Source organism: Streptomyces sp. NPDC017246 (assembly GCF_044331325.1).
Lineage (GTDB): Bacteria > Actinomycetota > Actinomycetes > Streptomycetales > Streptomycetaceae > Streptomyces.
The window spans coordinates 71,105-91,928 of sequence record NZ_JBIRMW010000023.1 but is presented as its reverse complement, the minus strand read 5'-3'; the positions used below and the strand labels follow the sequence as shown (position 1 = coordinate 91,928).

Here is a 20,824-nt window from a genome sequence, read left to right as displayed (position 1 = left end):
GGGGGAGAGCCGAGGGAATCGGAGCCCGTACGGGTGACAGTCTGGGGGCATGGCAGTCAGCACCGTGGACAGCACGGACCCGGAGGACGGCTCGGCCGGCTCGGCAGGCACCGACGACGCGGGCGGGACCGAGACGCGCGAAGCCGCCACAGGCGCGACCGATGACACCGGAGGCACCGGAGGCACCGGAGACACCGGAGGCACCGGAGGCACCGGAGGCACCGGAGACACGGTCGGGGCCGGCGTCCAGGGCTCGGTGCTGGTCGTGGACGACGACCCGACCGTGTCGGAGGTCGTGGGCCGGTACCTCGACCGTGCCGGATTCTCCGTACGCCTCGCCGGTGACGGTCCGACCGCCCTGCGGGCCGCCGGGGACCGCCGCCCGGACCTGGTGGTCCTCGACCTCATGCTGCCCGGCATGGACGGTCTGGAGGTCTGCCGCAGGCTCCGCGCACGAGAGAACGGAGCTCCTCCGGTCCCGGTCATCATGCTCACCGCCCGAGGTGACGAGGACGACCGCATCCTGGGCCTGGAGGTGGGCGCGGACGACTACGTGACCAAGCCGTTCAGCCCCCGTGAACTCGTGCTGCGCGTGCGGTCGGTCCTGCGCCGCGCCGTCCCTGCCGTCCCGCCCGGCGGCCCCCGCCTCACCGCGGCGGGCCTGAACCTCGACCCGGCGGCCCGCCGGGCGTCGAAGGAGGGCCGGGAACTCGCCCTGACCCTGAGGGAGTTCGATCTGCTCGCCTACCTCATGCGGAACCCGGGACAGGTCTGCGACCGGGAACGGCTGATGCGTGACGTCTGGGGCTGGGACTTCGGCGACCTGTCCACCGTCACCGTCCACGTCCGCAGACTCCGCGGCAAGATCGAGGACGATCCGGCGAGCCCGAGGCTCATCCAGACGGTCTGGGGCGCCGGATACCGCTTCGACGCGGGCACGGCGGCGGAGTCCGGAGCGCCCGCGGGGACGAGCGGGGGAACGGCGGTGGGCGGCCATGCGTGACCTCTCGCTGATCGCCCTCTACGCCCTCCTCGGCGCGGGCGCCGCCGGCCTCCTCGGAGCCGTCGCGCTGCGGATGTCCCGACGCCGCAGCGTCGCCGTCTCCCTCGCGGTCGTCGCCGCCGTCGCGGTGTCCGCGATGCTCGCCGGGACGCTCACCGTGGCCTGGGCCATGTTCCTGTCCTCCCACGACCTGGCCGTGGTCACCACGGTCGTCGCGATGGCCACCGCCGTGTCGCTTGGCACCGCGCTGCTGCTGGGACGCCAGGTCGTACGAAGGTGCCGGGAGCTCGCCGACGCCGCCCGGGTGTTCGGCGAGGCGGGCACCTTCACGGCGCCGGCGATACCGGCTCCGGCCGAGCTCACCGCACTCAGCCGTGAACTGGCCCTGACCAGCGAGCGCCTGGCGGCCTCTCGTGAGCGGGAGCGCGCCCTGGAGGCCTCGCGGCGCGAACTGGTGGCCTGGATCTCGCACGATCTGCGCACACCGCTCGCCGGTCTGCGCGCCATGTCGGAGGCGCTGGAGGACGGGATGGCGCCCGACCCCGCCCGCTACCACCGGCAGATGCGCACCGAGGTGGACCGCCTCAACACGATGGTCGGCGACCTGTTCGAGCTCTCCCGCATCCACGCGGGCGCACTCTCCCTCAGCCCCACTCGCATGTCCCTGTACGACCTGGTGGGCGACGCCCTGGCGGGCGCCGAGGCACTGGCCGGGGAGCACGGCGTGCGTCTGGTCGGGGAGGGGATCGCCCCGCTCCCGGTGGAGGTGGACGGCAAGGAGATGACCCGGGTCCTCTCCAACCTCCTGGTCAACGCCATCCGCCACACCCCGGCCGACGGCACGGTCGCGATCGCCGCCGAAGGCCGCGCGGGAACGGTGGTGCTGTCGGTCACGGACGCCTGCGGAGGCATCCCGGAGGAGGACCTCCCGCGCGTCTTCGACACCGGCTGGCGCGGCACCCCGGCCCGTACGCCGCCGGCGGGCGCGGGCCTGGGCCTGGCGATCGTCCGCGGCATCGTCGAGGCCCACGCGGGCCGGGCCCACGTCCGCAACGTCATCGGCGGCTGCCGCTTCGAACTGACCCTGCCCGTCCCCGCGGGTCACGGGGCCCCGGTCGACTCCGGCTGACGGACCGGTTCCCCGGGCCGCCGCGCGTGCCGCAGTACCCGGAGGACGAACGCGGGGGTGAGGAGCCACTCGGGGCGGCGGACCAGGCCCGCGACCTCGCTGAAGCGGACGCACACCGTGGAGTCCTGCTGGGCCGCGTGGGCGACCCGGGCCAGGTAGCGGTTGAACAGATCGGTGCCCGGCGGTTTCTTGCCGGTGGTGTCCGCGTACGCGAAATCGCCACCGGCGGCGGCGGACCAGGCGACGGCGACCGGGTGGGCGACGGCACGGAAGTAGCGGCGGGAGAAGTGGCGGTCGAGGGCGCGGCTCTCGTCGAGGACCCGGCCGAGTGCGGCCGCCTGCTGGGCGGCCGTGCTCATGCCCTGTCCGTAGACCGGGTCGAGGCTGCACACGGCGTCGCCGATCAGCACCCAGCCCAGGGGGAACCGTCGCATCCGCTCCACATGCCGGCGCCGGTCGGCCGTGAACCGGTACACGGCGGTTTCGTCCAGCGGTCGTGAGGCGGCCATGAGGTCGGCGATGACCGGTGAGTCCAGGGAGCGGGCGAAGGCCAGCCGGTCGGCCTCGTCGGCCGGCGGGACCTCGCCGTTGACGCCGACGAGCCCGACGACCCACCGGTCTCCCTCCCAGGGGAGCGCGACAGCGAGGCGCCGGGAATCGGGGCCGCCGATCACGGCGGCCGCCTTCCAGTCCCGGGCGGGCTGTTCCTCCCGGTGGTAGGTCCGGCTCGCGTAGTGGATGTCCACGGTGACGACGGAGGTCGGCGGTTCGGCGTACCCCATCCGTTTCAGCCAGCCCAGGCTTCTGGCCTGGTGTCCGGTGGCGTCGACCAGGAGGTCGCAGTCGAGGGCGGAGCCGTCGGACAACCGGACCCCGACGATCCGGGCACCCCCGTCGCCGGTGACCACTCCCTTGGCCGGGGAGCCGTCCCGGAAGGCCACGTCGGGAAGGGCGGCGACATGCCCCCGGACGGTGGCCTCCAGCAGGGGGCGAGACATGACCGGGCCGACCATCCCGCTGGCCGGACGGATCAGGGGGCCGCCGCACTGGTGCCGGTAGAAGTCGCCGCACATGTCGAACTCGGTCGCGCCCGCGGCGTACAGCTCGTCGAGGATGCCGGGGAACCAGCCCTCCAGCAACCTGCTGCCCGCGTGGAGCAGCAGGTGCGGATGCCTGTCCTGCGGCACATGAGGCCGTGACCGCGCCTGCTCGGGCAAGACGTCGCGGTCGACGACCGTGACCTGCCCGAAGTGGTCGGAGAGCACGCGGGCCGCGCACAGCCCCGCCATGCCCGCACCGACGACGACGGCGCTCTCGCCCAGCCGGTGAGGCCCGCGCGTGTCCATGAGGCCTCCAGGGGAGGGGTCCCTCCCCCGATTTTCCCACCGGTGCCCTAGGGCTGCCGGGTGAGCCCGGCCTCGTGACGCGCGGCGGGATTCTCCCCTCCGGCCGCGAGTGCGGACATGCCCTCCGCGAACGACACCGCCGGACGCCAGCCCAGCTCGCGCCGCAGCCGCGCCGAGTCGGCGGTGATGTGCCGGACGTCGCCCAGCCGGTACTCACCGGTGACCACCGGGTCCGGGCCCCCGTGCGCGACGGCCAGCGCCCCGGCCATGTCGCCGACGGTCCGCGGATCGCCGCTGCCGACGTTGTACGCCGCGAACCCCGGCCCCTCCGCCAGGGCCTCCAGCGCCACGGCGTTCGCCGCCGCCACGTCCCGTACGTGGACGAAGTCCCGCCGCTGACCGCCGTCCTCGAAGACGCGCGGCGCCTCGCCCCGCGCGAGCGCGGAGCGGAACAGGGCGGCCACCCCCGCGTACGGGGTGTCGCGGGGCATCCCCTCCCCGTACACGTTGTGGTAGCGCAGCGAGACCGTACGGCCACCGGTCGCCCGCGCCCACGAGGCGGCCAGGTGTTCCTGTGCGAGCTTGGTCGTGGCGTAGACGTTCCGCGGGTCCATCGGCGCGTCCTCGCCGACCAGGCCGGGTGCGAGGTCGGCGGCGCAGCGCGGGCAGCGCGGCTCGAACCGCCCGGCCCGCAGGTCGGCCTCGGCACGTGGTCCGGGCCGGACCACGCCGTGCGCGGCACACTCGTACCGGCCCTCGCCGTAGACGACCATCGACCCGGCGAGCAGCAGCCGGCGTACGCCCCGCTCCGCCATCCCGGCCAGCAGCACCGCCGTACCGAGGTCATTGGCCGAGACATAGCCGGGTGCGTCCCCGAAGTCCTTGCCCAGGCCCACCTTGGCCGCCTGGTGACAGACCGCGTCGACGCCGGCCAGGGCCTCCCGTACCGCCTCCGGGTCCCGGACGTCCCGGCCGTCTCCCGCCAGGTCGAACACCACCGGGTCGTGCCCGCGTCCGATCAGCTCGGCCACGATGTGCGAGCCGATGAAGCCCGCTCCTCCTGTCACAAGTACGCGCATGGACCGAAGCTATGACGCTGCGCCCCGGCAGGGGGTCCGACGGGCCGCGTGTCATGGATCCGTAAGGGGTTTCCCGGCCGGGGGACCGGCTGGCCGGTCCCGACCCGCCGGCCGCCGAGCGGTTCCAGCAGGTGGGAGACGTCTGGTGAGGGGATCGGACCACCCACTAGGGTGTAAAGAACGCGTCAATGCGACGCTGGTGTGCCGGGAAGTCTGGTCGGCGTCCGAGGGCCCGTGTGCCCATCCGTCGATCCGCCCCGGAGGCCCGGCCCATGACGCCGCCCCGTCCCCGCAAGACCGTCCTCGGTCTCCTGCCCTGGCCCGAACGCCAGGCGATCACCTCGGCCCTGCGCACCGAGACGATCGGCGGTCTGGTTCTCCTCGCTGCCGCCGTCGTCGCTCTGATCTGGGCGAACAGCCCATGGAGCGAGGCGTATTCCGCCATCCGCGACGCCCACTTCGGCATACCCGCCCTGGGCCTCGACCTGTCCGTCGGGCACTGGACGGCCGACGGACTGCTCGCGGTCTTCTTCCTCGTCGCGGGCATCGAGCTCAAGCGCGAACTCGTCGTCGGCGAGCTCCGTACACCCGCGACCGCGGCCCTGCCGGTGATCGCCGCCGTCTGCGGGATGGCCGTCCCCGCCGCCCTCTATGTACTCACCGCCGCGGCCGGCGGCGGAAGCCCGGACGGCTGGGCCGTCCCCATGGCCACCGACATCGCCTTCGCGCTCGCCGTCCTGGCCGTCCTCAGCACCCATCTGCCCTCGGCGCTCCGGGCGTTCCTGCTGACCCTCGCGGTCGTCGACGACCTCGGCGCCATCCTCGTCATCGCCGTCTTCTTCACCGACGACCTGAACTTCCCGGCGCTGGGCGGAGCCTTCGCGGGCCTCTTCGTCTTCTACGTCCTCCAGCGGCTCCGCGTCCGGGGCTGGTGGTGGTACGTGCCGCTCGGCATCGCCGTCTGGGCACTGATGTACAACTCCGGGGTCCATGCCACCGTCGCCGGTGTCGCCATGGGGCTGATCCTGCGCACCACCAGGGACAAGGGGGAGGAGGTCTCGCCGGCGGCCAGGGTCTCCCACCTCGTCCACCCCTTCTCGGCGGGTGTCGCGGTGCCGCTCTTCGCGCTCTTCGCGGCCGGGGTCGGCGTCTCCGGGGCGGCCCTGGGGCATGTCTTCACCGACCCCGAACCACTCGGCGTCCTGATCGGCCTCGTGGTGGGCAAGATCCTCGGCATCTTCCTCGGCACCTACCTGGCCGCCCGGTTCACCCGCGCGGAGCTCAACCCCGACCTCGCCTGGGCCGATGTGTTCGGCCTTGCGACCCTCGCGGGCATCGGGTTCACCGTCGCCCTCCTCGTCGGCGAACTCGCCTTCCCGAACGCCGCCGAGGCCGAGTACATCAAGGCGGCCGTACTCGTCGGCTCGCTGACCGCCGCGGCCCTGGCCGCCGTCCTCCTGCGCCGCCGCAACCGCCTCTACAGGCGGCTGTACGAGGAGGAGGAGCGCGACGACGACGCCGACGGCATCCCCGACATCTACCGGACCGGAGCCACCGGCACGGGCCGCTGACCGAGGCCTCGCCGCGGGCGGGCGCCGGCTTCAGCCGGCGGCGCCGGGGATGGCGCAGGCCAGGTAGAGGTCGACACGGTCCCGCGCCCGGGACAGATCACGGCCGGTGAGCTGTTCGATACGGCCGATGCGGTAGTGAAGGGTGCTGACGTGGACGTGCAGTTCGGCGGCGGTCGTACGCCAGGCCCCGTTCTGCTCCAGGAACACGGAGAGGGTGTGGAGGAGCTCGGCGCCGTGCGTGCGGTCGTACTCCTCCAGCGTGCCGAGCAGCCGGTGGCGGAACGCCCGCCGCACCTCGGCCGGCACGCCGGCGAGCAGCATCAGATGGGAGTCGAGCTCGCGGGCCGTGACGAGGGAGAGGCGCTCGGGGCGGAGTTCGGCCAGGCGGGCCGCGTGGCGGGCCTCCTCCAGGGCGCGGCCGAGGTGGCCCGGTTCCGTGACCGTACCGCTCAGCCCGAAGGCGATCCTGCCGCCCTCCGCCGTGCCCGACAGGGCGGTGAGCCGTTCGCGCAGCAGCCGGGCCGCCGACAGGTCGTCGGTGACCCGGTCGCCGAGGGCGGCGATGACGGTGAGGCCGGTGCTGTCGCCGGCGACGACGGTGGCGACCCCGGGGTCGTGGTCGAGCGTGCTCTCCACGAGGTCGGCGGCGAGGTCCCAGGGGCGTAGGGCTCCCCTGCTGGTGGCGGTCACGACGACGAGGGGGCGATCGGCCGGGAGTCCCGCCGTACGGAGCCGGGGCTCGACGGCGGAGGCCGGCGCTCCGGTCTCGATCAGCCGGATCAGGTCGGCGAAGAAGTGCTGTTCGGTACGGCGTCGTTCGTCACGACGGGCCCCGCCGAGAGCCAGCAGCTCGGCGGTCTGGGCGGCCGTCTCCAGGGCCGCGGGGTCGGTGAGGGCGCCGTCGACGACGAGATGACCGCCGCCGCTGCCGCGTCTGCCGATCGGCAGGACGGTGCGGTCGCCGCCCTCCGGCGTGCCGTCGGCCTCCGGTGCGAGGGTCGTCGGCAGCCGGTCCGCGGTCAGGGCCGCCGCGCTCAGGGCGGCCCGCGCGGGGACGGGCAGCGTGGCCGCGGGTCCCGCGAGCAGCCGTCCGGCGGGCGACAGGGCCCAGCAGTCGCGATCCAGCTCCGCGGCGAGCATGGCCGTCAGCCCGCCGAGGTCGGCCCCGTCGATCAGCGCCTGGACGAGCCGGCGATGGCGGCCGAGGATCTCGCCGAGTGCCCGGCCCCGTTCCCGGTTGATGCGGTCGATGACCGTACGGGAGAGGGTGCCGTACGACACCTCCGGCGGAGCCGCGAGGAGCGGCAGACGGTGCTCGGCGCAGGCCCTGACCAGGGCGGGCGGCACCTCGCCGAGGAGCAGGTCGCCCGCCACGACGGCGGCCGCGCCGCCCGACGCGAGGGAGGCGGCGAAGACGGCGCAGTCCGCCGGCTCGCGGTACCAGCCCTCGCTGGTCAGGACGAGCTCGCCGCCGGTCAGGAACGGCTCGGGCTCCAGCAGGTCCGTCGCGTACACCCAGCGCAGTTCACGTGCGAGCGACTCGGGGTCCCCCGTCAGGAGTGCGAGCCGGGTGTCGGGCAGGTCCAGCAGATCCGAGACCCGCATGGGTGCCCTTCCTCTCCGGTGGGGCGCAGGAAACGGCGGCCCGCTCCGTTCGATTCCGACGATCGTACGAGACCGCGACGGAATTCGGCCGGGGTTTCCGATGGTCGTCGTCTGCCTCGACCAGGTCGTCCGCTGGTCTACTTCCCGTGCTGCAGCAATCCCCTCCCTGTTCGGATGCCCATCCGGACAGCCTGAATCCGATGATCGACGGAATGGGGCTCTCATGGCCCAGCACGGACGCATCACCCGTACCATCCGCGCCGCCACCGAAGTCGAGACGTCAGGGGTCGAACCGGTCCCCGATGCCGAACGCACAGGCGGACCCGGCGCGTCGTTCACCCTCTGGTTCAGCTCCAACGTCCAGTTCTCCAGTCTGAGCAGCGGCATGCTCGCCACCGCCGCCTTCGGTCTGGGGTGGCTGCAGGCACTCGTGGCGATCGTCCTCGGCAGCGCCGTCGGCGCCGCCGCGATCGGCGTCATGTCCACCTTCGGCCCGCGCTCCGGCGTCGGCCTGCTCGTCCAGTCCCGCATCCCGCTCGGCCGCTACGGCAGCGCGGTCCCCGCGGTCCTGGTCTTCCTCAAGGCCTGCGCCTGGTTCGCCGTCAACTCCATCCTCGGCGCCTTCGCCCTCCAGTCCCTGCTGGGCACCGGGTTCGGGCTCGCCTTCGCGGTGGTGACGGTCAGCCAGGTCGTCATCGCACTGCTCGGCTACGGCTTCATCCACCTCATACAGAAGGCGATGGCCGTCGTCCTGCCGCTGCTGTTCATCGGGGTCTCCGTCTACGGCTTCACCGAGAGCGACCTGGGATCGGCCTTCGACGCGGACAAGGCGGGGCCGCTGGGCTTCGTCGGCGCCTTCGCGCTGACCGTCGCCATCCAGGCGGCGCGCTCGCTCAGCTTCTCCTCCTACGCGGCCGACTACACCCGCTACATGCCGCGCGACACCCCACCGCGCAAGCTCTTCGCCAACGCCTTCGGCGGTGCGCTGCTCGGCTCGGTGCCTGGCTGCTCGGCATCGCCGCGGCCGTGCCCTTCATGAGCCAGCCCGGCGTCTTCGTCGGGCCGATCACCGAGGGCCGTCCGGCCCTCGGCGCCTGTGCCGCCGCCGTCGCCTTCGTCACGGCCGGCGTCGTCCACCTCCTGCTCGTGCGCACCTCGCGTACCGGCGGGCCCGTGAGTTCCACCCCTACTCCTGAGGAGATCACCGCATGACCACCGCCCAGGTTCCTGCGCAGACCCCGTCCGCCACCGACGCCGACATCGCCCATCTGCTCACCGCCGTCACCGTCGCGCGGCGCTCCCGTGCCCGGGGCAACCACCCCTTCGGCGCGCTGCTCGTCGGACCCGACGGCACGGTTCTTCTGGAGGCGGAGAACACCGTCACCACCGAGCGCGACGCGACCGGGCACGCCGAGACCAACCTGGTCCGGCTGTCCACGGCGACGTACGACGCGGACTTCCTGCGTACCTGCACCCTCTACACCTCGACCGAGCCGTGCGCGATGTGCTCCGGCGCCGTCTACTGGGGCAACATCGGCCGGGTCGTCTACGCGCTGGGCGAGGACGAACTGCTCGCCATGACCGGCGCCAACGAGGAGAACCCGACCATGGCGCTGCCGTGCCGGGAGGTCTTCAAGGCCGGCCAGCGCGATCTCCCGGTCGTCGGACCGGTCGCCGTCGAGGGCGCCGCCGCCGTCCACGAGGGCTTCTGGAACTGACCCGCGGGGCTCACCACCGCACGGCACCCTCCCGGGGAGATCAGGCTCCCCGGGAGGGTGCCGTGCGGTCGGCGGGGCAGCGGCTCGGCGGACGGGCCTCCTTCGTGGTCGGCAGGTGAGGACCAACCACCGGAAGGACGGCAGACGCATCGTGCGGAACACGCGCACACCCCTCGCCAGGGCCGTGCTCGGCGACGCGGCTCCGTGGGGCGTGCCCGCCACCGCCACCGGCTACGGGTGGTCAGAGGCGCGGCGCGGCCGGTACGTAGTACGGGCGGTTGTGCGCCGCCACGGGAGGCGACTGGTACGTCCAGGCGCCGGCGGCCGGTGTTCCCTCGCCGAGGAGGGTGAGGATGTCGGAGCCGAGATCGCCGTCCGGGGCGTGGACCGTCAGCCCGGCCGGCGTCGGTCACCGGCCACCGGGTGTCCGGGGATCCGCGGTCCGCGGGGCCGCCACATCCGGAGGGCGGGCGAGGACGCCGCGGCCGGGGAGCGCCTGGCCCCGGCCGGAACCCCGGTCGGCCCCGCTCTGGTCGGGCTGGCCGCGAGCGGCGGTCACGACACCCTGGCCGTGCGTCCCCGGGCCCCGCGTCGGTGTGCTCGTCACGGGCGACGAGCTGGACCACGCGGGCGTCCCCGCGCCCGGGCGGGTCCGCGACGCGCTCGGCCCGTCGCCGCCCGGCCTGGTGGACCGGCTCGGGGGTGCCACGGTCGCGTTGCGGCATGTACCGGACCGTCCCGCCGGACGACTGGACGAAGAGGTCGAAGCCCCCCGGGCCGGGGGCGTCGGCGCGGCGGCGGATGTCGTCGTCGTCACCGGTTCCACCTCGGTCGGAGTCACCGACCGACTGCGGCGGCTGCTCACCGACACCGGCGCCCGCGTGGTCGTCGACACGGTCGCCTGCCGGCCCGGCCATCCGATGCTGCTCGCCGAACTCCCCGCCGGGGGCTGGGTGGTGGGGCTGCCGGGCAATCCGTACGCGGCCCTCGTCGCCGCCCGTACCCTCCTCGGCCCGCTCCTCGCGGGCCTGTCGGGGCGCGCGCTCGGCGCCCTTTCCCGGATGCCCGTACGGGGGAGGATGCGGACGGCCCCCGGGCTCACCCGGGTGGTGCCCGTCTCGTGGTCCGGGGGAGACGTCAGGATCGTCGACGGTCATGGCGCGGCCCACCTGCGCGGCGCGGCCGTGGGCGACGCGCTGGCCGCGATCGGCCCGGACTGGACCGACGGCGACCTCGCACCCCTCCTGCTTCCGGCGGCCTGAGACCGGAGGCCGGGGCAGAGGCGGGGCGGGGGCGGACAAGCGGAGCCGGGGGCGTGGGGCGAGGTCAGGACCACAGCAGCCGGTGCTGCCAGCGGGCGCCGACGTCCCTCTCGTACCGCAGCCGGACATGGACGCGGGTCGCGGCCGCCTGCCAGAACTCGATCACGTCCGGGGCGAGGGTGTAGAGGGTCCAGCCGGGGTCGACGAGGTCCGGTTCCGCCTCGATCCTCGCCAGGCTCGCCCGGAGCGCCCGGTCGCGTTCGTGCGGGTCGAGGAGGTACTCGCTCTGCCGGCCGAGCAGGGCCTCGGCCCGTGCGGTGGCCGGGCGCGCCAGGAAGTCGGCGGCCGAACGGTCGGCGGGCTCGGGATAAGCCACGCCGCGGACGCGGACCTGGCGCCCGAGCGGAGCCCAGTAGAAGGTGAGGGCGGCCCGGCCGCTGCCGGCGAGCTGCCGCCCCTTCGGGCTGCCGGCGTGTCCCGCGAACCGGAAGCCCGCCGCGTCCACGTCCTTGAGGATGAGGACCCTGGCGTCGGGCCGGCCCGACTCGTCCACGGTCGACAGGGTCATGGCGTGCGGGTCGGGAACCTTCGCCTCCACGGAGTCGGCCAGCCACTCGAGGAACAGCGAGGTCGGCTCCGGCGGGGCCTCGTCCGTCGCGAACTCCGGCAGGGGGCGTGCGAACACCTCGATGCCGCGCAGCCAGTCGCGGACCGTGGAGTCGTGGCTGTCGGCCATGTCGTCCTCTCCTTGTCCTCCTCAGCGATGGAGGAGCTCCTGCCACTCGCGCGGGACGCGGCCGGCCGGGCCGGGGGTCGGCTGGTCGGCCGGGTGGCCGCCCGGCGGGGCCAGCGCGGGGCCGGATTCGTACAGGGCGCCGGTGTCGTAGTTCCAGAACCAGTCCTCGCTCGGTTCGAAGCTCTGCACCAGGGCGTGCCCGGTGGACTTCCAGTGGGCGGTGGCGTGCTGGGCCGGCGAGGAGTCGCAGCAGCCGATGTGGCCGCACCGGGCGCAGCGCCGCAGGTGGAACCACCAGCCGCCGACCGCGTCGCAGTCCGCGCAGCCCGTGCCGCTGGGCGGCACGCTCGGGTCGATGCCGTCGGTCTCGGTCATAGGGGCTCCTCGGCGCTCTCGGTATCGGTATCGGTCTCCGGGGCGGTCAGCGGCAGCAGCACCTGGAACCGGGTGTCGCCCGGGACGGACTCGACCTGGAGGCTCCCGTGGTGCTTGCCGACGACGATCCGCCAGGAGATGTCGAGACCGAGACCGGTGCCTTCGCCGACCGGCTTGGTGGTGAAGAAGGGGTCGAAGATACGGCCGCGGATCTCCTCGGGAACACCTGGGCCGGTGTCGCGGAACTCGACGAGCAGCCGGTCGCCCTCCCGGGCCGTACGGACCGTCAGGGTGCCGTCGCCATCGGTGCCGGCCATGGCGGACACCGCGTTGTCGATGAGGTTCGTCCACACCTGGTTCAGCTCCGCCGGATAGGCGGGCACCTCGGGGAGCGAGCGGTCGTACTCCTTGACCACCCGCACCCGCCGACCGATCTTTCCGGACAGCATCAGCAGGGTGCTGTCGAGGAGTTCGTGGACGTCGACGTCGCGGTGCGGGGCACGGTCGAGCTGCGCGTACTGCTTGGCCGCGTCCACCAGGTGGGAGATGCGGCTCGTGGAGTCGCCGATCTCGTCCATCAGCAGTTCCGTCTCGACCGTGTAGTTGAGCCAGCCGACGGCCCCCGGCAGGATGTCCTCGGCCACGGTCGTCGCCACCTGCTCCAGCCAGTCCGTGTCGAGACCGGCCTGGACGAAGGTGGGCGCGATCCGCCAGCCCTCCGGGATGCCGTGGTCCTCCAGCCAGTCGGCCAGCTCGTCCTCCCGGTCGGAGGCCTCCAGCGGGCTCAGCACCGGGGCCTTGGCGACCCGTTCGGCGGTGCGTTCCTGGATCTCGATGAGCTCGGCGAGAGCCTCCCGGGGGTAGGGGCCCCGGGCGATGATCGCCAGCTTGTGCCGCATCTTGCCGACCCGCTCCCGCAGGTCCGCGGTGGCGCGGACGGCCGCCGCGGCCGGGTTGTTGAGCTCGTGGGTGAGTCCGGCGGACAACGACCCGAGCGCCAGGAGGCGTTCACGCTGGCCGATGGCGCGCTGGGTGTTCTTGGAGCCGAAGAAGAGGCCTTCGAGCAGGTGCGCCGCCATCGGGAACCACTCGCGCATGATGTCCGCGAACGACTGCGCGGGCAGCACGAAGAACCGGGTGGGCTCGGTCACCCGCATGGAGTTGTTGTACGTCTGGGGCACCCGCTCGCCCAGATACGCCTGCATGGCCCCCGCGTACACCCCGCGCTGCGAGGTGCGGCTCACCTCCACGTCGTCGACGCCGACCCGGCGGGACAGGACGACGGTGCCCTCGATCATCACGTAGAAACAGGTGGCCGGGTCGCCCTCGGTGTAGACCGGGCCGGGCCCGAACCGTTCCACCCGCCCCTCGGCGCACAGCCGTCCGAGCTGCTCGGGCGAGAGCTTCTCGAAGAGGAACAGCGAGGCGATCTCGTGCTGGTCGCAGGGCAGGACCTGTCCGCTCATGACTGCTCCAGGTACCGGTGGACGAGCATCACGGCCATGGCTCCCTCTCCCACGGCGGAGGCGACGCGCTTCGCGGACCGGGCGCGCGCGTCGCCCGCCACGAACACTCCGGGAATGCTGGTCTCCAGGTGGTAGGGCGGCCGGTCGAGCTCCCACTCGGCCGGTGGCCGTCCGTCCGGAGTCAGATCCGGCCCGGCCAGGATGAAGCCGTTCTCGTCGCGCAGCACCGTCCCGTCGAGCCAGTCGGTCAGCGGGGCCGCTCCGATGAAGACGAACATCCACTGGGCGTCGACGGGTTCCGTGGCGCCGGTCGCGGCGTCCCGCAGCGTCAGCCGCTCCAGATGCTCCTCGCCGTGCGCCGCCTCGACGACGGTCCGGGGCCGCACGGTGATGTTCGGAGCCTCCTCGATCTGCTGGATCAGGTAGTACGACATCGACGCCGTCAGGGACTCCCCGCGCACCAGCAGCGTCACCGACTTCGCGCCCCGCGCCAGGTGGACGGCCGCCTGCCCGGCGGAGTTCGCGCCTCCGACGATGAACACGTCCTGCCCCTCGCAGGAGGACGCCTCGGTGAGGGAGGAGCCGTAGTACACGCCGCGGCCGGTCAGGTCGTCGCAGCCCGGAGCCAGGAGGTGCCGGTAGGACACCCCGGTCGCCAGGATGACGCTGTGCGCGGCGACCTCCGAGCCGTCCGAGAAACGTACGACCCGCGCCGCGCCGTTCACTTCGAGGCCCGTGACCTCGCGCGCGGTGAGGATCTCGGCCCCGAAGCGGCTCGCCTGGCGGCGGGCGCGTTCGGTGAGCTGCGCGCCGGAGACGCCGTCCGGGAATCCGAGGTAGTTCTCGATGCGGGAGCTCTGGCCGGCCTGCCCGCCGGTCGCCGAGCGTTCGGCCAGCACGGTCCGCAGCCCCTCGGAGGCCCCGTACACCGCCGCGCCGAGCCCGGCCGGGCCGCCGCCGATGACGACGAGGTCGTAGAAGTCGGCGGTCGGTGTGGTCGCCAGCCCCACCCGGGCGGCCAGTTCGGGCGCGTCCGGCTCGACCAGCACGGTGCCGTCCGGTGTGATCACCAGCGGCAGCCGGGGGCTGTCGACGCCGGCCGCGTCGAGCAGCCGCCGCCCCTCCGGCTCGTCGGAGGAGTACCAGCGGTACGGCACCTGGTTGTGGGCCAGGAACTCGCGTACGTACGAGGAGCGCGCCGACCAGCGGTGCCCGACCACCTTGGTGGCGGGAACCGGACGGTAGTCGCTGGAGCGCCAGGCCGTGAGCAGGTCGTCCACGACGGGGTAGAGCTTCTCCTCCGGCGGGTCCCACGGCTTGAGCAGATAGTGGTCGAGGTCGACGACGTTGATCGCGTCGATGGCGGCGTTGGTGTCGGCGTACGCGGTCAGCAGCACGCGCCGCGCCCCCGGGTACACGCCGAGGGCCTGCTCCAGGAACTCGATGCCGTTCATCTGCGGCATCCGGTAGTCGGCGAGGATCACGGCCACCAGGTCGCCCCGCAGCTTGAGTTCGCGCAGCGCCTCCAGCGCGGACTCGCCGGATTCGGCGCGCACGACGCGGTACCCGCCGCCGTAGTGGCGTCTCAGGTCCCGGGCGATGGCGCGGGACACTCCCGGGTCGTCGTCCACCGTCAGGATGACGGTTCGCGTCGCGTCGGTGGCCTGTGCCATGGGTCTCCGCCCTGCTCGCTCCGGACGGCCGGCACCGCGGGAGCTGCCGACGCCGGCTCCCGCCCATCGTATGTTCGATCGGGCGGGCCGGCACGTTCCCGCGGCTCCGGCCGAGCCGGCCGGAACCGCCGACCGGCTGCGCCGGGCACCCGCACGTAGGGCGCCCGGCGGACGCGCGGCGGTGCCGGGACGCGATTCGTGTATCGGCCGGGCAGTCGATAAGGTCCACGTCACGACCGCACCCCGTTCGATCCACGGGCCGGTCAGGGCTCTGCCGCGGTGTGTGGCACCTCCACGCCTGCCTTGCCGACCCCTGCCTGCCCGGGCCCTGGAACACGGGGGCGTTCTTCGCGGCGGGGCAGCGGGCCCCGGCCGACAGGTCAGGAGGAACGAGTGGCACAGATCATCGCCGAGGTCTCGCGGACGTTCAACGAGTTTCTGCTTCTGCCGAACCGGACCCGGTCCGACTGCTCGACCGCGACGGTCGATCTGCGCACGCCGCTGGTGCGGCACATGGCGGGTGAGCCGTCGGCGATCGAACTGCACTCCCCGTTCACCTCGGCGATCATGCAGGCCGCCAGCACCCCGGAACTCGCGATCGCGCTCGCGCGCAACGGCGGACTGAGCTTCCTCCACCACAACCAGCCCGTCCACGACCAGGTGGCGGCGGTCCGCCAGGTGAAGAACTTCAAGGCCGGGTTCGTCACCAGCGACACCAACGTCCGCCCCGACGACAGCCTCGGTGTCCTGGACGACGTCATGCGCCGCACGGGGCACAGCACCGCCGCGGTCACCCATGACGGGACCGCCACGGGCCGACTGCTCGGCCTGGTGACCTCCCGCGATTTCCACCCGCAGCGCCACGACCTGGCCGCTCCGGTCGGCGGGCGGATGACCGCCATCGCCGACCTGCCTCATGTCGGGCCCGACACCACGCTCTCCGAGGCCAACGCCCGACTGTGGGACGAACGGCTGGACTGTCTCCCCGTACTCGACGCCGAGGGCAACCTGCAGCACCTCGTGTTCCGGTCCGACTACTCGGACAACAAGCGGTTCCCGCACCAGGTCGTGGACGCCGCCAAGCGTCTGCGCGTGGGCGCGGGCGTCAACACCCACGACTACCGGGAGCGCGTGCCGGCGCTGGTGGAGGCGGGCGCGGACGCCCTCTGCTTCGACTCCTCCGACGGCTACAGCGACTGGCAGGCGGAGGCTCTGACCTGGGTGAAGAAGCACTATCCCGAGATCCCGACCGGCGGGGGGAACGTCGTCGACGGCGAGGCGTTCACCTTCCTCGCCGAGGCGGGGGCCGACTTCGTCAAGGTCGGCGTGGGCGGCGGCTCCATCTGCATCACCCGCGACCAGAAGGGCATCGGCCGCGGCCAGGCCAGCGCCGTGCTCGATGTCGCGGCCGCCCGGGACGCCTTCCGCGAGCGCACCGGCGCGTACGTGCCGATCTGCTCCGACGGCGGCCTGGTGCACGACTACCACGTGGCGCTGGCGCTGGCGATGGGTGCGGACTTCGTCATGATGGGGCGGTACTTCGCGCGGTTCGACCAGGCGGCCGGCGCGAAGGTGCCCACCCGTGACGGCTTCGTGAAGGAGTACTGGGGCGAGGGCTCGAACCGTGCCCGCAACTGGCAGCGCTACGGCCAGGGCGGCCAGGGGCTGCTCTTCGAGGAAGGCGTGGACGGCTACGTCCCCTACGCCGGTGACCTCGACGAAGGCCTCGCCCTGACCGTCGCCAAGCTCAAGACCACGATGGTTTCCTGCGGTTCGGCCACGCTGCCGGAATTCCGGTCCACGGCCCGGCTGACGCTCGTCTCGGACCAGAGCTTCCAGGAGAGCCACGCCAACGTCACCCTGCGGGACACTCCGGCGACGCACTCCTGACCCGCCCGGGCCGCCCGTCCGTGCTCCCTCAGCCGGAGCGGAGGACCCGGAAACGCCCGGGTTCCGCGGGGTCGCGATCGACGACCTGGAGGGGCGGCCAGACCCATTGCCACACACCGGTGCCGGGTGTGCGGGAGAACCGGATCGGACCGCGGGTGCCCTCGACCGCCACGCGCGGCCACGACGCCGCGATCGCGGCCCGGTCCGTGCCGTGGGAACGCAGCACCTGGGCGAGCACGGTGACGGTGTCCCAGCCCTCGAAGGCGACGAAGGAGGGAGCCTCGCCCAGCCGCTCGCGGAGCTCCTTCCCGACGCGTTCGCCGAGCGGGCCCGGACGCTCGGGCAGATAGCGCAGGAACGGGATCCCGGCGCCGTCCCCGCCCAGCGCCGCGGCCCACTCGGCGAACTCCGGCTGCCCGGCCGGAGCGCCGATCAGGAGCTGCGCGAGCCGCCGGTCGCCCCGGACGGCCCTGACGATCGGCACCGCCGGCTCCGGATGGCCGACCAGCAGGAGGAGCGCCGTCGCGCCCCGGTCGACGACCGCGTCGCACAGGGCCTCGGGGGTGAGGGCCTGGGCGTCGAGTTCGACGACGGTCCCGCCGCGGGCAGCGAGGCGGTCCCGCAGGAGGCGGGTCCCGGACGCCCAGTAGACGCTGGGCTGGGTCGCCACGGCGATCCGCCGGTGGCCCGCCGCGAGGAGGAAGTCCCCGTAGAGCCGCCAGCCGCGGGACTGCGCCGGAGCCAGCCGCGCGACCCACTCCGTCGGCTCCTCGGTGAGCGCGTCGAGCACCGCGGACGAGCAGAGGTACGGCACGCCGACGGCGTCGGCGCGGGCGGCGGCGGCGCGGGCGACGACGCTGTGGTACTCGCCCGCCACGGCGGCCACACCGAGGCCGGCGAGTTCGTCCACGGCCGCCGCGGCCCGCTCCGGATCGGCCGCGGTGTCCCTGACCAGCAGTTCCAGAGGTCTGCCGTCGATCCCACCGGCCTCGTTGACCTCGTGCGCGGCCAGTTCGATTCCCGCGAGCAGGTGCCGTCCCGCCCCGACCCAGCCGGGCCGCGTCAGCGGTACGAGGATGCCGAGGCGGACGGACGTACCGCCCGTGTGCGGTGCCGCGGTGCGCGGCGGTGGTGTGATCATGCCGGTCATTGGATCCGTCACCGTCGCCCGGGGCAACCGACTTGTGGGACGGGACGATCGCCGGGGCTCGGGGCTCGGGGCTCGGGGATGTGGCTCGGGGCTAGGGGCCGAGGGCTGTCCCCGGCCGGCGCCCGGCGCCCGTTCGGGCCTCGATCCGGTGTCGTACGACCGTCGTCAGGGCCGTGAGGCGCGTCGACGCCGTGGGGAGCGGAGCCGTCGGGTCCTCGATGAGCCGCGCCTCCTCCGGCAGTGCGGCGAGATCGGCTTCGAAGCGGGCGCGGGCGGCGGCCGGGGTGTCCGGCGGCTCCGTCCGCAGCCCGCCGCGCATCACGGTCCGCAGCAGCGGCTCGGTGCCCTCGGGCGGCTCCTCGTTCGCCAGACCGATGACGTCCCGCAGGCCGGGGCCGCGGAAGACCTGCTTGGGGCCGGGCGCCGTCGCCTTGCCGGTGGAGAGCTTCATGACGGGCCGGCCGTCGTACTCGACGAGCTTGTACGCCGCGTCCAGGTAGGGCGCGTCGGCGGCCGTCCCGACCTTCGTTCCCACGGCGTACGCGTCGATCGGTGCCCCCTCCCGTACGAGGGCGGCGACGGCGTACTCGTCCAGGCCCCCGCTCGCGATGATCTGCACGTCCCGCAGCCCCGCCCCGTCCAGCGCGGTACGGGCCCGGTGTGCCAGCGCGCCCAGGTCGCCGCTGTCGAGGCGGATCGCGCACCCCGGCCCGAGCCGGAGGTCCCTGAGGACGCGCGCGGCCGTCGCGACGCCCTGCTCCGTGTCGTAGGTGTCGACCAGGAAGGTCACCGGACCGGGATGGGTGCGGGCGAAGAAGCGGAAGGCCTGCTCCTCCGAGGCGAAGGCCTCGATGTACGAGTGGCCCATCGTGCCGGCGGCGGGGATCCCGTACCGGCGCGCGGCGGCGACATTGCTGGTGCCGGCGAAGCCGACCAGCGCGCAGAGCCGCGCCGCCTGCAGTCCGGCCTCGGGCCCGTGGGCCCGGCGCAGGGAGAAGTCGACCAGGGGCCGTCCGCCCGCGGCGAGCACACAGCGGGCCGCCTTCGACGCGATCACCGTCTGATGGCAGAGGAGGGACATCAGGTACGTCTCGACGAGCTGGGCCTGGGGGAGGGGCGCCGTGACCTCCAGGAGGGGTTCGCCGGCGAGGACCAGCCGCCCTTCGGGCACGGCACGGACCTGCCCGTCGAAGGACAGGCCGTGCAGCGGTTCGAGGTCCTCGACGGGCCGCCTCAGCGCCTCGGCGAACTCCTGGAGGTCGGGGCGGCCCACGCGGAAGCGGGAGAGGTAGTCGAGGGCAGGTTCGAGGCCGGCGGCGACGAGGAACCCGCGGCCCGGCGGAAGACCGCGGACGAAGAGGCTGAAGGTGGCCGGTGCCCGCATGTCCTCCCGCAGGTACGAGAGCGCCATCGTGACCTCGTACAGGTCGGTGGTGGTCACCTGGGACATGCTTCGAGCATGCGCGGCCCGACCGCACCCCGCACGGGGACGGCCGGACCGCGCCGTGCCGCGCCGGGTCAGCCGGCGAGGGCGGTGCTCAGCCAGTCGCGGTAGTGGGTGGGCGCCAGGCGGGCACCGGGGCCGGCGACGAGGACGTCGCCGCGGACGGCGGCGAACATGCCCGCCCGGTCGTCGGTGACGACACGGCGGTCGTCGCCCCGGCCGGCCAGGGTGATCCGGCCGATCTCGTCCAGCGGGAGGACGTCGGGTCCCGCGACGTCCAGCGTGCCGTCGAGCGGCGCCCCGGTGGCGACGTCGGCGAGGGCGGCGGCCACGTCCGCGGACGCGATCGGCTGGAGCGGTGTCGCGGGGAGGCGGACGATGCCGTCGGCCGAGGTCCAGGACATCACGGCGTCCATGAACTCGTAGAACTGGGTGGCGCGGACAATCGAGTACGGAGTGGTTCCCTCGCGCAGCAGGTCCTCCTGGACGACCTTCGCGCGGTAGTAGTCCAGCTCGGGGACCTGGTCCACGCCGACGATCGAGAGCGCGACCTGGTGGCGTACTCCCGCCTGCTCGCCGGCGCGGAGCAGATTGCTCACGGTGGTGCGGAAGAAGGCGGGGGACCGGTCGTCGAAGGTCGGGGAGTTGCTCACGTTGACGACCGTGTGGGCGCCGGCGAGGGCCTCGTCCAGGCCGGCGCCGGTGAGCAGGTCGACGCCGGAGGAGAGGGATGCCGCGACCACGTCGTGGCCGGTGTTCCGGAGCAGGGTGACCAGCTGCGAACCGATGAGGCCGGTGCCGCCGATGACGGTGATCTTCATGGTGTGCCTTCCTTCGTGGGCCGGTCGGGGCTCGGCGAGCCGGGCCGCCGGCACGGGCCGGCTCGCCGCCGTCAGGACCACACAGCAGTGGAGAGCTGCACGACGTGTCGCCGAGCTACCTGGCCAAGCAGATGCAGGCACTGTCGAGGGCCGGTCTGGTGCGGTCCGTCCAGGGCAAGACCGGCGGCTATGTGCTGACCAGGCCGGCCGCGGAGATCACTCTGCTCGACGTGGTGCAGGCCGTCGACGGACCCGATCCGGCGTTCGTCTGCACCGAGATCCGCCGGCGCGGCCCGCTGGCGACCCCGCCGGAGAAGTGCACGAAGCCCTGCCCGATCGCGCGGGCGATGGGCGCCGCCGAAGGGGCGTGGCGGGCCTCGCTGGCCGGGACCACCGTCGCCGACCTCGTCGCGACGGTGGAGGGCGAGAGCGGGCCGGACGCGTTCCCGGGAATCGGCTCCTGGCTGACCGCGGGCCCGGACGGGGACACGGGCGCGGGCGTGACCCGCCGCTGAGTCCCGCGGCGGCGCCGGTTCTGCCGCTCGGCCGATGGCCG

The 20,824-nt window shown here is 73.6% G+C and carries 18 protein-coding genes and 1 pseudogene; 9 read left to right on the top strand and 10 right to left on the bottom strand.

Features of this window, described 5'->3' with window-relative positions; genetic code table 11:
* Positions 1-49: 49 nt before the first annotated feature.
* Complete coding sequence (locus ACH4MY_RS35790; RefSeq protein ID WP_398008688.1) at positions 50-1,003, top strand: response regulator transcription factor; 954 nt, start codon at positions 50-52, stop codon at positions 1,001-1,003.
* A complete protein-coding gene (locus tag ACH4MY_RS35785) occupies positions 996-2,132 on the top strand; it encodes a sensor histidine kinase (RefSeq protein WP_398008687.1) in 1,137 nt (378 codons plus the stop codon). Before ACH4MY_RS35790 ends, ACH4MY_RS35785 begins: the two co-directional genes overlap by 8 nt.
* Here the strand turns inward: ACH4MY_RS35785 and ACH4MY_RS35780 are convergent.
* A complete protein-coding gene (locus ACH4MY_RS35780) occupies positions 2,105-3,478 on the bottom strand; it encodes an FAD-dependent oxidoreductase (protein WP_398008685.1) in 1,374 nt (457 codons plus the stop codon). The genes ACH4MY_RS35785 and ACH4MY_RS35780 overlap by 28 nt on opposite strands.
* 47 nt (positions 3,479-3,525) lie before the next feature.
* Positions 3,526-4,557, bottom strand: a complete 1,032-nt coding sequence (locus ACH4MY_RS35775; RefSeq protein ID WP_398008683.1) for an NAD-dependent epimerase/dehydratase family protein — start codon at positions 4,555-4,557, stop codon at positions 3,526-3,528.
* 272 nt (positions 4,558-4,829) lie between these two features.
* Between ACH4MY_RS35775 and nhaA the strand changes: the two genes are divergently transcribed.
* Entirely contained in the window at positions 4,830-6,128 is a 1,299-nt protein-coding gene (nhaA, locus tag ACH4MY_RS35770; RefSeq protein WP_398008681.1) for a Na+/H+ antiporter NhaA, read from the top strand.
* A 30-nt stretch (positions 6,129-6,158) separates the two neighbouring features.
* Here the strand turns inward: nhaA and ACH4MY_RS35765 are convergent, their stop codons facing one another.
* A complete protein-coding gene (locus tag ACH4MY_RS35765) occupies positions 6,159-7,733 on the bottom strand; it encodes a helix-turn-helix domain-containing protein (RefSeq protein ID WP_398008680.1) in 1,575 nt (524 codons plus the stop codon).
* A gap of 223 nt (positions 7,734-7,956) precedes the next feature.
* On the opposite strand from ACH4MY_RS35765, the gene ACH4MY_RS35760 reads away from it, so the two are divergent.
* From ACH4MY_RS35760 to ACH4MY_RS35745, 4 genes are all read left to right on the top strand, one after another.
* Positions 7,957-8,772: a purine-cytosine permease family protein gene (locus ACH4MY_RS35760; protein WP_398008678.1), complete on the top strand. Its 816-nt coding sequence runs from the start codon at positions 7,957-7,959 to the stop codon at positions 8,770-8,772.
* The gene (locus ACH4MY_RS35755; RefSeq protein WP_398008676.1) at positions 8,769-8,945 is read left to right on the top strand and encodes a hypothetical protein; all 177 of its coding nucleotides are present in this window, start codon (positions 8,769-8,771) and stop codon (positions 8,943-8,945) included. The genes ACH4MY_RS35760 and ACH4MY_RS35755 overlap by 4 nt, the downstream gene beginning before the upstream one ends.
* Positions 8,942-9,451, top strand: coding sequence for a nucleoside deaminase (locus ACH4MY_RS35750; protein ID WP_398008675.1), 510 nt, complete (start codon positions 8,942-8,944; stop codon positions 9,449-9,451). The genes ACH4MY_RS35755 and ACH4MY_RS35750 overlap by 4 nt, the downstream gene beginning before the upstream one ends.
* Before the next feature lie 596 nt (positions 9,452-10,047).
* A complete protein-coding gene (locus tag ACH4MY_RS35745) occupies positions 10,048-10,713 on the top strand; it encodes a molybdopterin-binding protein (RefSeq protein WP_398008673.1) in 666 nt (221 codons plus the stop codon).
* Positions 10,714-10,777: 64 nt separating this feature from the next.
* On the opposite strand, the gene ACH4MY_RS35740 is transcribed toward ACH4MY_RS35745, so the two are convergent.
* The 4 genes from ACH4MY_RS35740 to ACH4MY_RS35725 are packed head-to-tail and all read right to left on the bottom strand — an operon-like array spanning position 10,778 to position 14,963.
* Complete coding sequence (locus ACH4MY_RS35740) at positions 10,778-11,449, bottom strand: pyridoxal 5'-phosphate synthase (protein WP_398008671.1); 672 nt, start codon at positions 11,447-11,449, stop codon at positions 10,778-10,780.
* Positions 11,450-11,470: 21 nt separating this feature from the next.
* Positions 11,471-11,824, bottom strand: coding sequence for a UBP-type zinc finger domain-containing protein (locus ACH4MY_RS35735; protein ID WP_398008669.1), 354 nt, complete (start codon positions 11,822-11,824; stop codon positions 11,471-11,473).
* Positions 11,821-13,290 (bottom strand): ATP-binding protein, encoded by a 1,470-nt coding sequence (locus tag ACH4MY_RS35730; protein ID WP_398008668.1) that lies wholly within the window; start codon positions 13,288-13,290, stop codon positions 11,821-11,823. The genes ACH4MY_RS35735 and ACH4MY_RS35730 overlap by 4 nt, the downstream gene beginning before the upstream one ends.
* Positions 13,287-14,963 (bottom strand): FAD-dependent oxidoreductase, encoded by a 1,677-nt coding sequence (locus tag ACH4MY_RS35725; RefSeq protein ID WP_398008667.1) that lies wholly within the window; start codon positions 14,961-14,963, stop codon positions 13,287-13,289. The genes ACH4MY_RS35730 and ACH4MY_RS35725 overlap by 4 nt, the downstream gene beginning before the upstream one ends.
* A gap of 393 nt (positions 14,964-15,356) precedes the next feature.
* Between ACH4MY_RS35725 and ACH4MY_RS35720 the strand changes: the two genes are divergently transcribed.
* Positions 15,357-16,853, top strand: a complete 1,497-nt coding sequence (locus ACH4MY_RS35720) for an IMP dehydrogenase (RefSeq protein WP_398008666.1) — start codon at positions 15,357-15,359, stop codon at positions 16,851-16,853.
* Between the two features lie 28 nt (positions 16,854-16,881).
* Here the strand turns inward: ACH4MY_RS35720 and ACH4MY_RS35715 are convergent, their stop codons facing one another.
* The 3 genes from ACH4MY_RS35715 to ACH4MY_RS35705 all read right to left on the bottom strand — a co-directional run bounded on the left by ACH4MY_RS35715 (position 16,882) and on the right by ACH4MY_RS35705 (position 20,268).
* On the bottom strand, positions 16,882-17,994 hold the full coding sequence (locus ACH4MY_RS35715; RefSeq protein ID WP_398008664.1) for an ABC transporter substrate-binding protein: 1,113 nt from the start codon (positions 17,992-17,994) through the stop codon (positions 16,882-16,884).
* A gap of 100 nt (positions 17,995-18,094) precedes the next feature.
* Positions 18,095-19,453 carry a nicotinate phosphoribosyltransferase gene (locus ACH4MY_RS35710; RefSeq protein WP_398008663.1) on the bottom strand — a complete coding sequence of 453 codons (1,359 nt, stop codon included), beginning with the start codon at positions 19,451-19,453 and terminating at the stop codon, positions 18,095-18,097.
* A gap of 68 nt (positions 19,454-19,521) precedes the next feature.
* Entirely contained in the window at positions 19,522-20,268 is a 747-nt protein-coding gene (locus ACH4MY_RS35705) for an SDR family oxidoreductase (protein ID WP_398008662.1), read from the bottom strand.
* A gap of 92 nt (positions 20,269-20,360) precedes the next feature.
* Between ACH4MY_RS35705 and ACH4MY_RS35700 the strand changes: the two are divergent.
* Positions 20,361-20,783 (top strand): annotated as a pseudogene (locus tag ACH4MY_RS35700) (RrF2 family transcriptional regulator); the annotation flags it as partial.
* Positions 20,784-20,824: the final 41 nt, after the last annotated feature.

Bases quoted from the DNA above. Each gene is read 5' to 3' on its own strand.
- ACH4MY_RS35710 (WP_398008663.1), bottom strand. From the start codon at position 19,453: ATGTCCCAGGTGACCACCACCGACCTGTACGAGGTCACGATGGCGCTC.
- ACH4MY_RS35760 (WP_398008678.1), top strand. From the start codon at position 7,957: ATGGCCCAGCACGGACGCATCACCCGTACCATCCGCGCCGCCACCGAA.
- ACH4MY_RS35705 (WP_398008662.1), bottom strand. From the start codon at position 20,268: ATGAAGATCACCGTCATCGGCGGCACCGGCCTCATCGGTTCGCAGCTG.
- ACH4MY_RS35785 (WP_398008687.1), top strand. From the start codon at position 996: ATGCGTGACCTCTCGCTGATCGCCCTCTACGCCCTCCTCGGCGCGGGC.
- nhaA (WP_398008681.1), top strand. From the start codon at position 4,830: ATGACGCCGCCCCGTCCCCGCAAGACCGTCCTCGGTCTCCTGCCCTGG.
- ACH4MY_RS35715 (WP_398008664.1), bottom strand. From the start codon at position 17,994: ATGATCACACCACCGCCGCGCACCGCGGCACCGCACACGGGCGGTACG.
- ACH4MY_RS35765 (WP_398008680.1), bottom strand. From the start codon at position 7,733: ATGCGGGTCTCGGATCTGCTGGACCTGCCCGACACCCGGCTCGCACTC.
- ACH4MY_RS35775 (WP_398008683.1), bottom strand. From the start codon at position 4,557: ATGCGCGTACTTGTGACAGGAGGAGCGGGCTTCATCGGCTCGCACATC.
- ACH4MY_RS35740 (WP_398008671.1), bottom strand. From the start codon at position 11,449: ATGGCCGACAGCCACGACTCCACGGTCCGCGACTGGCTGCGCGGCATC.
- ACH4MY_RS35780 (WP_398008685.1), bottom strand. From the start codon at position 3,478: ATGGACACGCGCGGGCCTCACCGGCTGGGCGAGAGCGCCGTCGTCGTC.
- ACH4MY_RS35755 (WP_398008676.1), top strand. From the start codon at position 8,769: ATGAGCCAGCCCGGCGTCTTCGTCGGGCCGATCACCGAGGGCCGTCCG.
- ACH4MY_RS35790 (WP_398008688.1), top strand. From the start codon at position 50: ATGGCAGTCAGCACCGTGGACAGCACGGACCCGGAGGACGGCTCGGCC.
- ACH4MY_RS35730 (WP_398008668.1), bottom strand. From the start codon at position 13,290: ATGAGCGGACAGGTCCTGCCCTGCGACCAGCACGAGATCGCCTCGCTG.
- ACH4MY_RS35725 (WP_398008667.1), bottom strand. From the start codon at position 14,963: ATGGCACAGGCCACCGACGCGACGCGAACCGTCATCCTGACGGTGGAC.
- ACH4MY_RS35750 (WP_398008675.1), top strand. From the start codon at position 8,942: ATGACCACCGCCCAGGTTCCTGCGCAGACCCCGTCCGCCACCGACGCC.
- ACH4MY_RS35735 (WP_398008669.1), bottom strand. From the start codon at position 11,824: ATGACCGAGACCGACGGCATCGACCCGAGCGTGCCGCCCAGCGGCACG.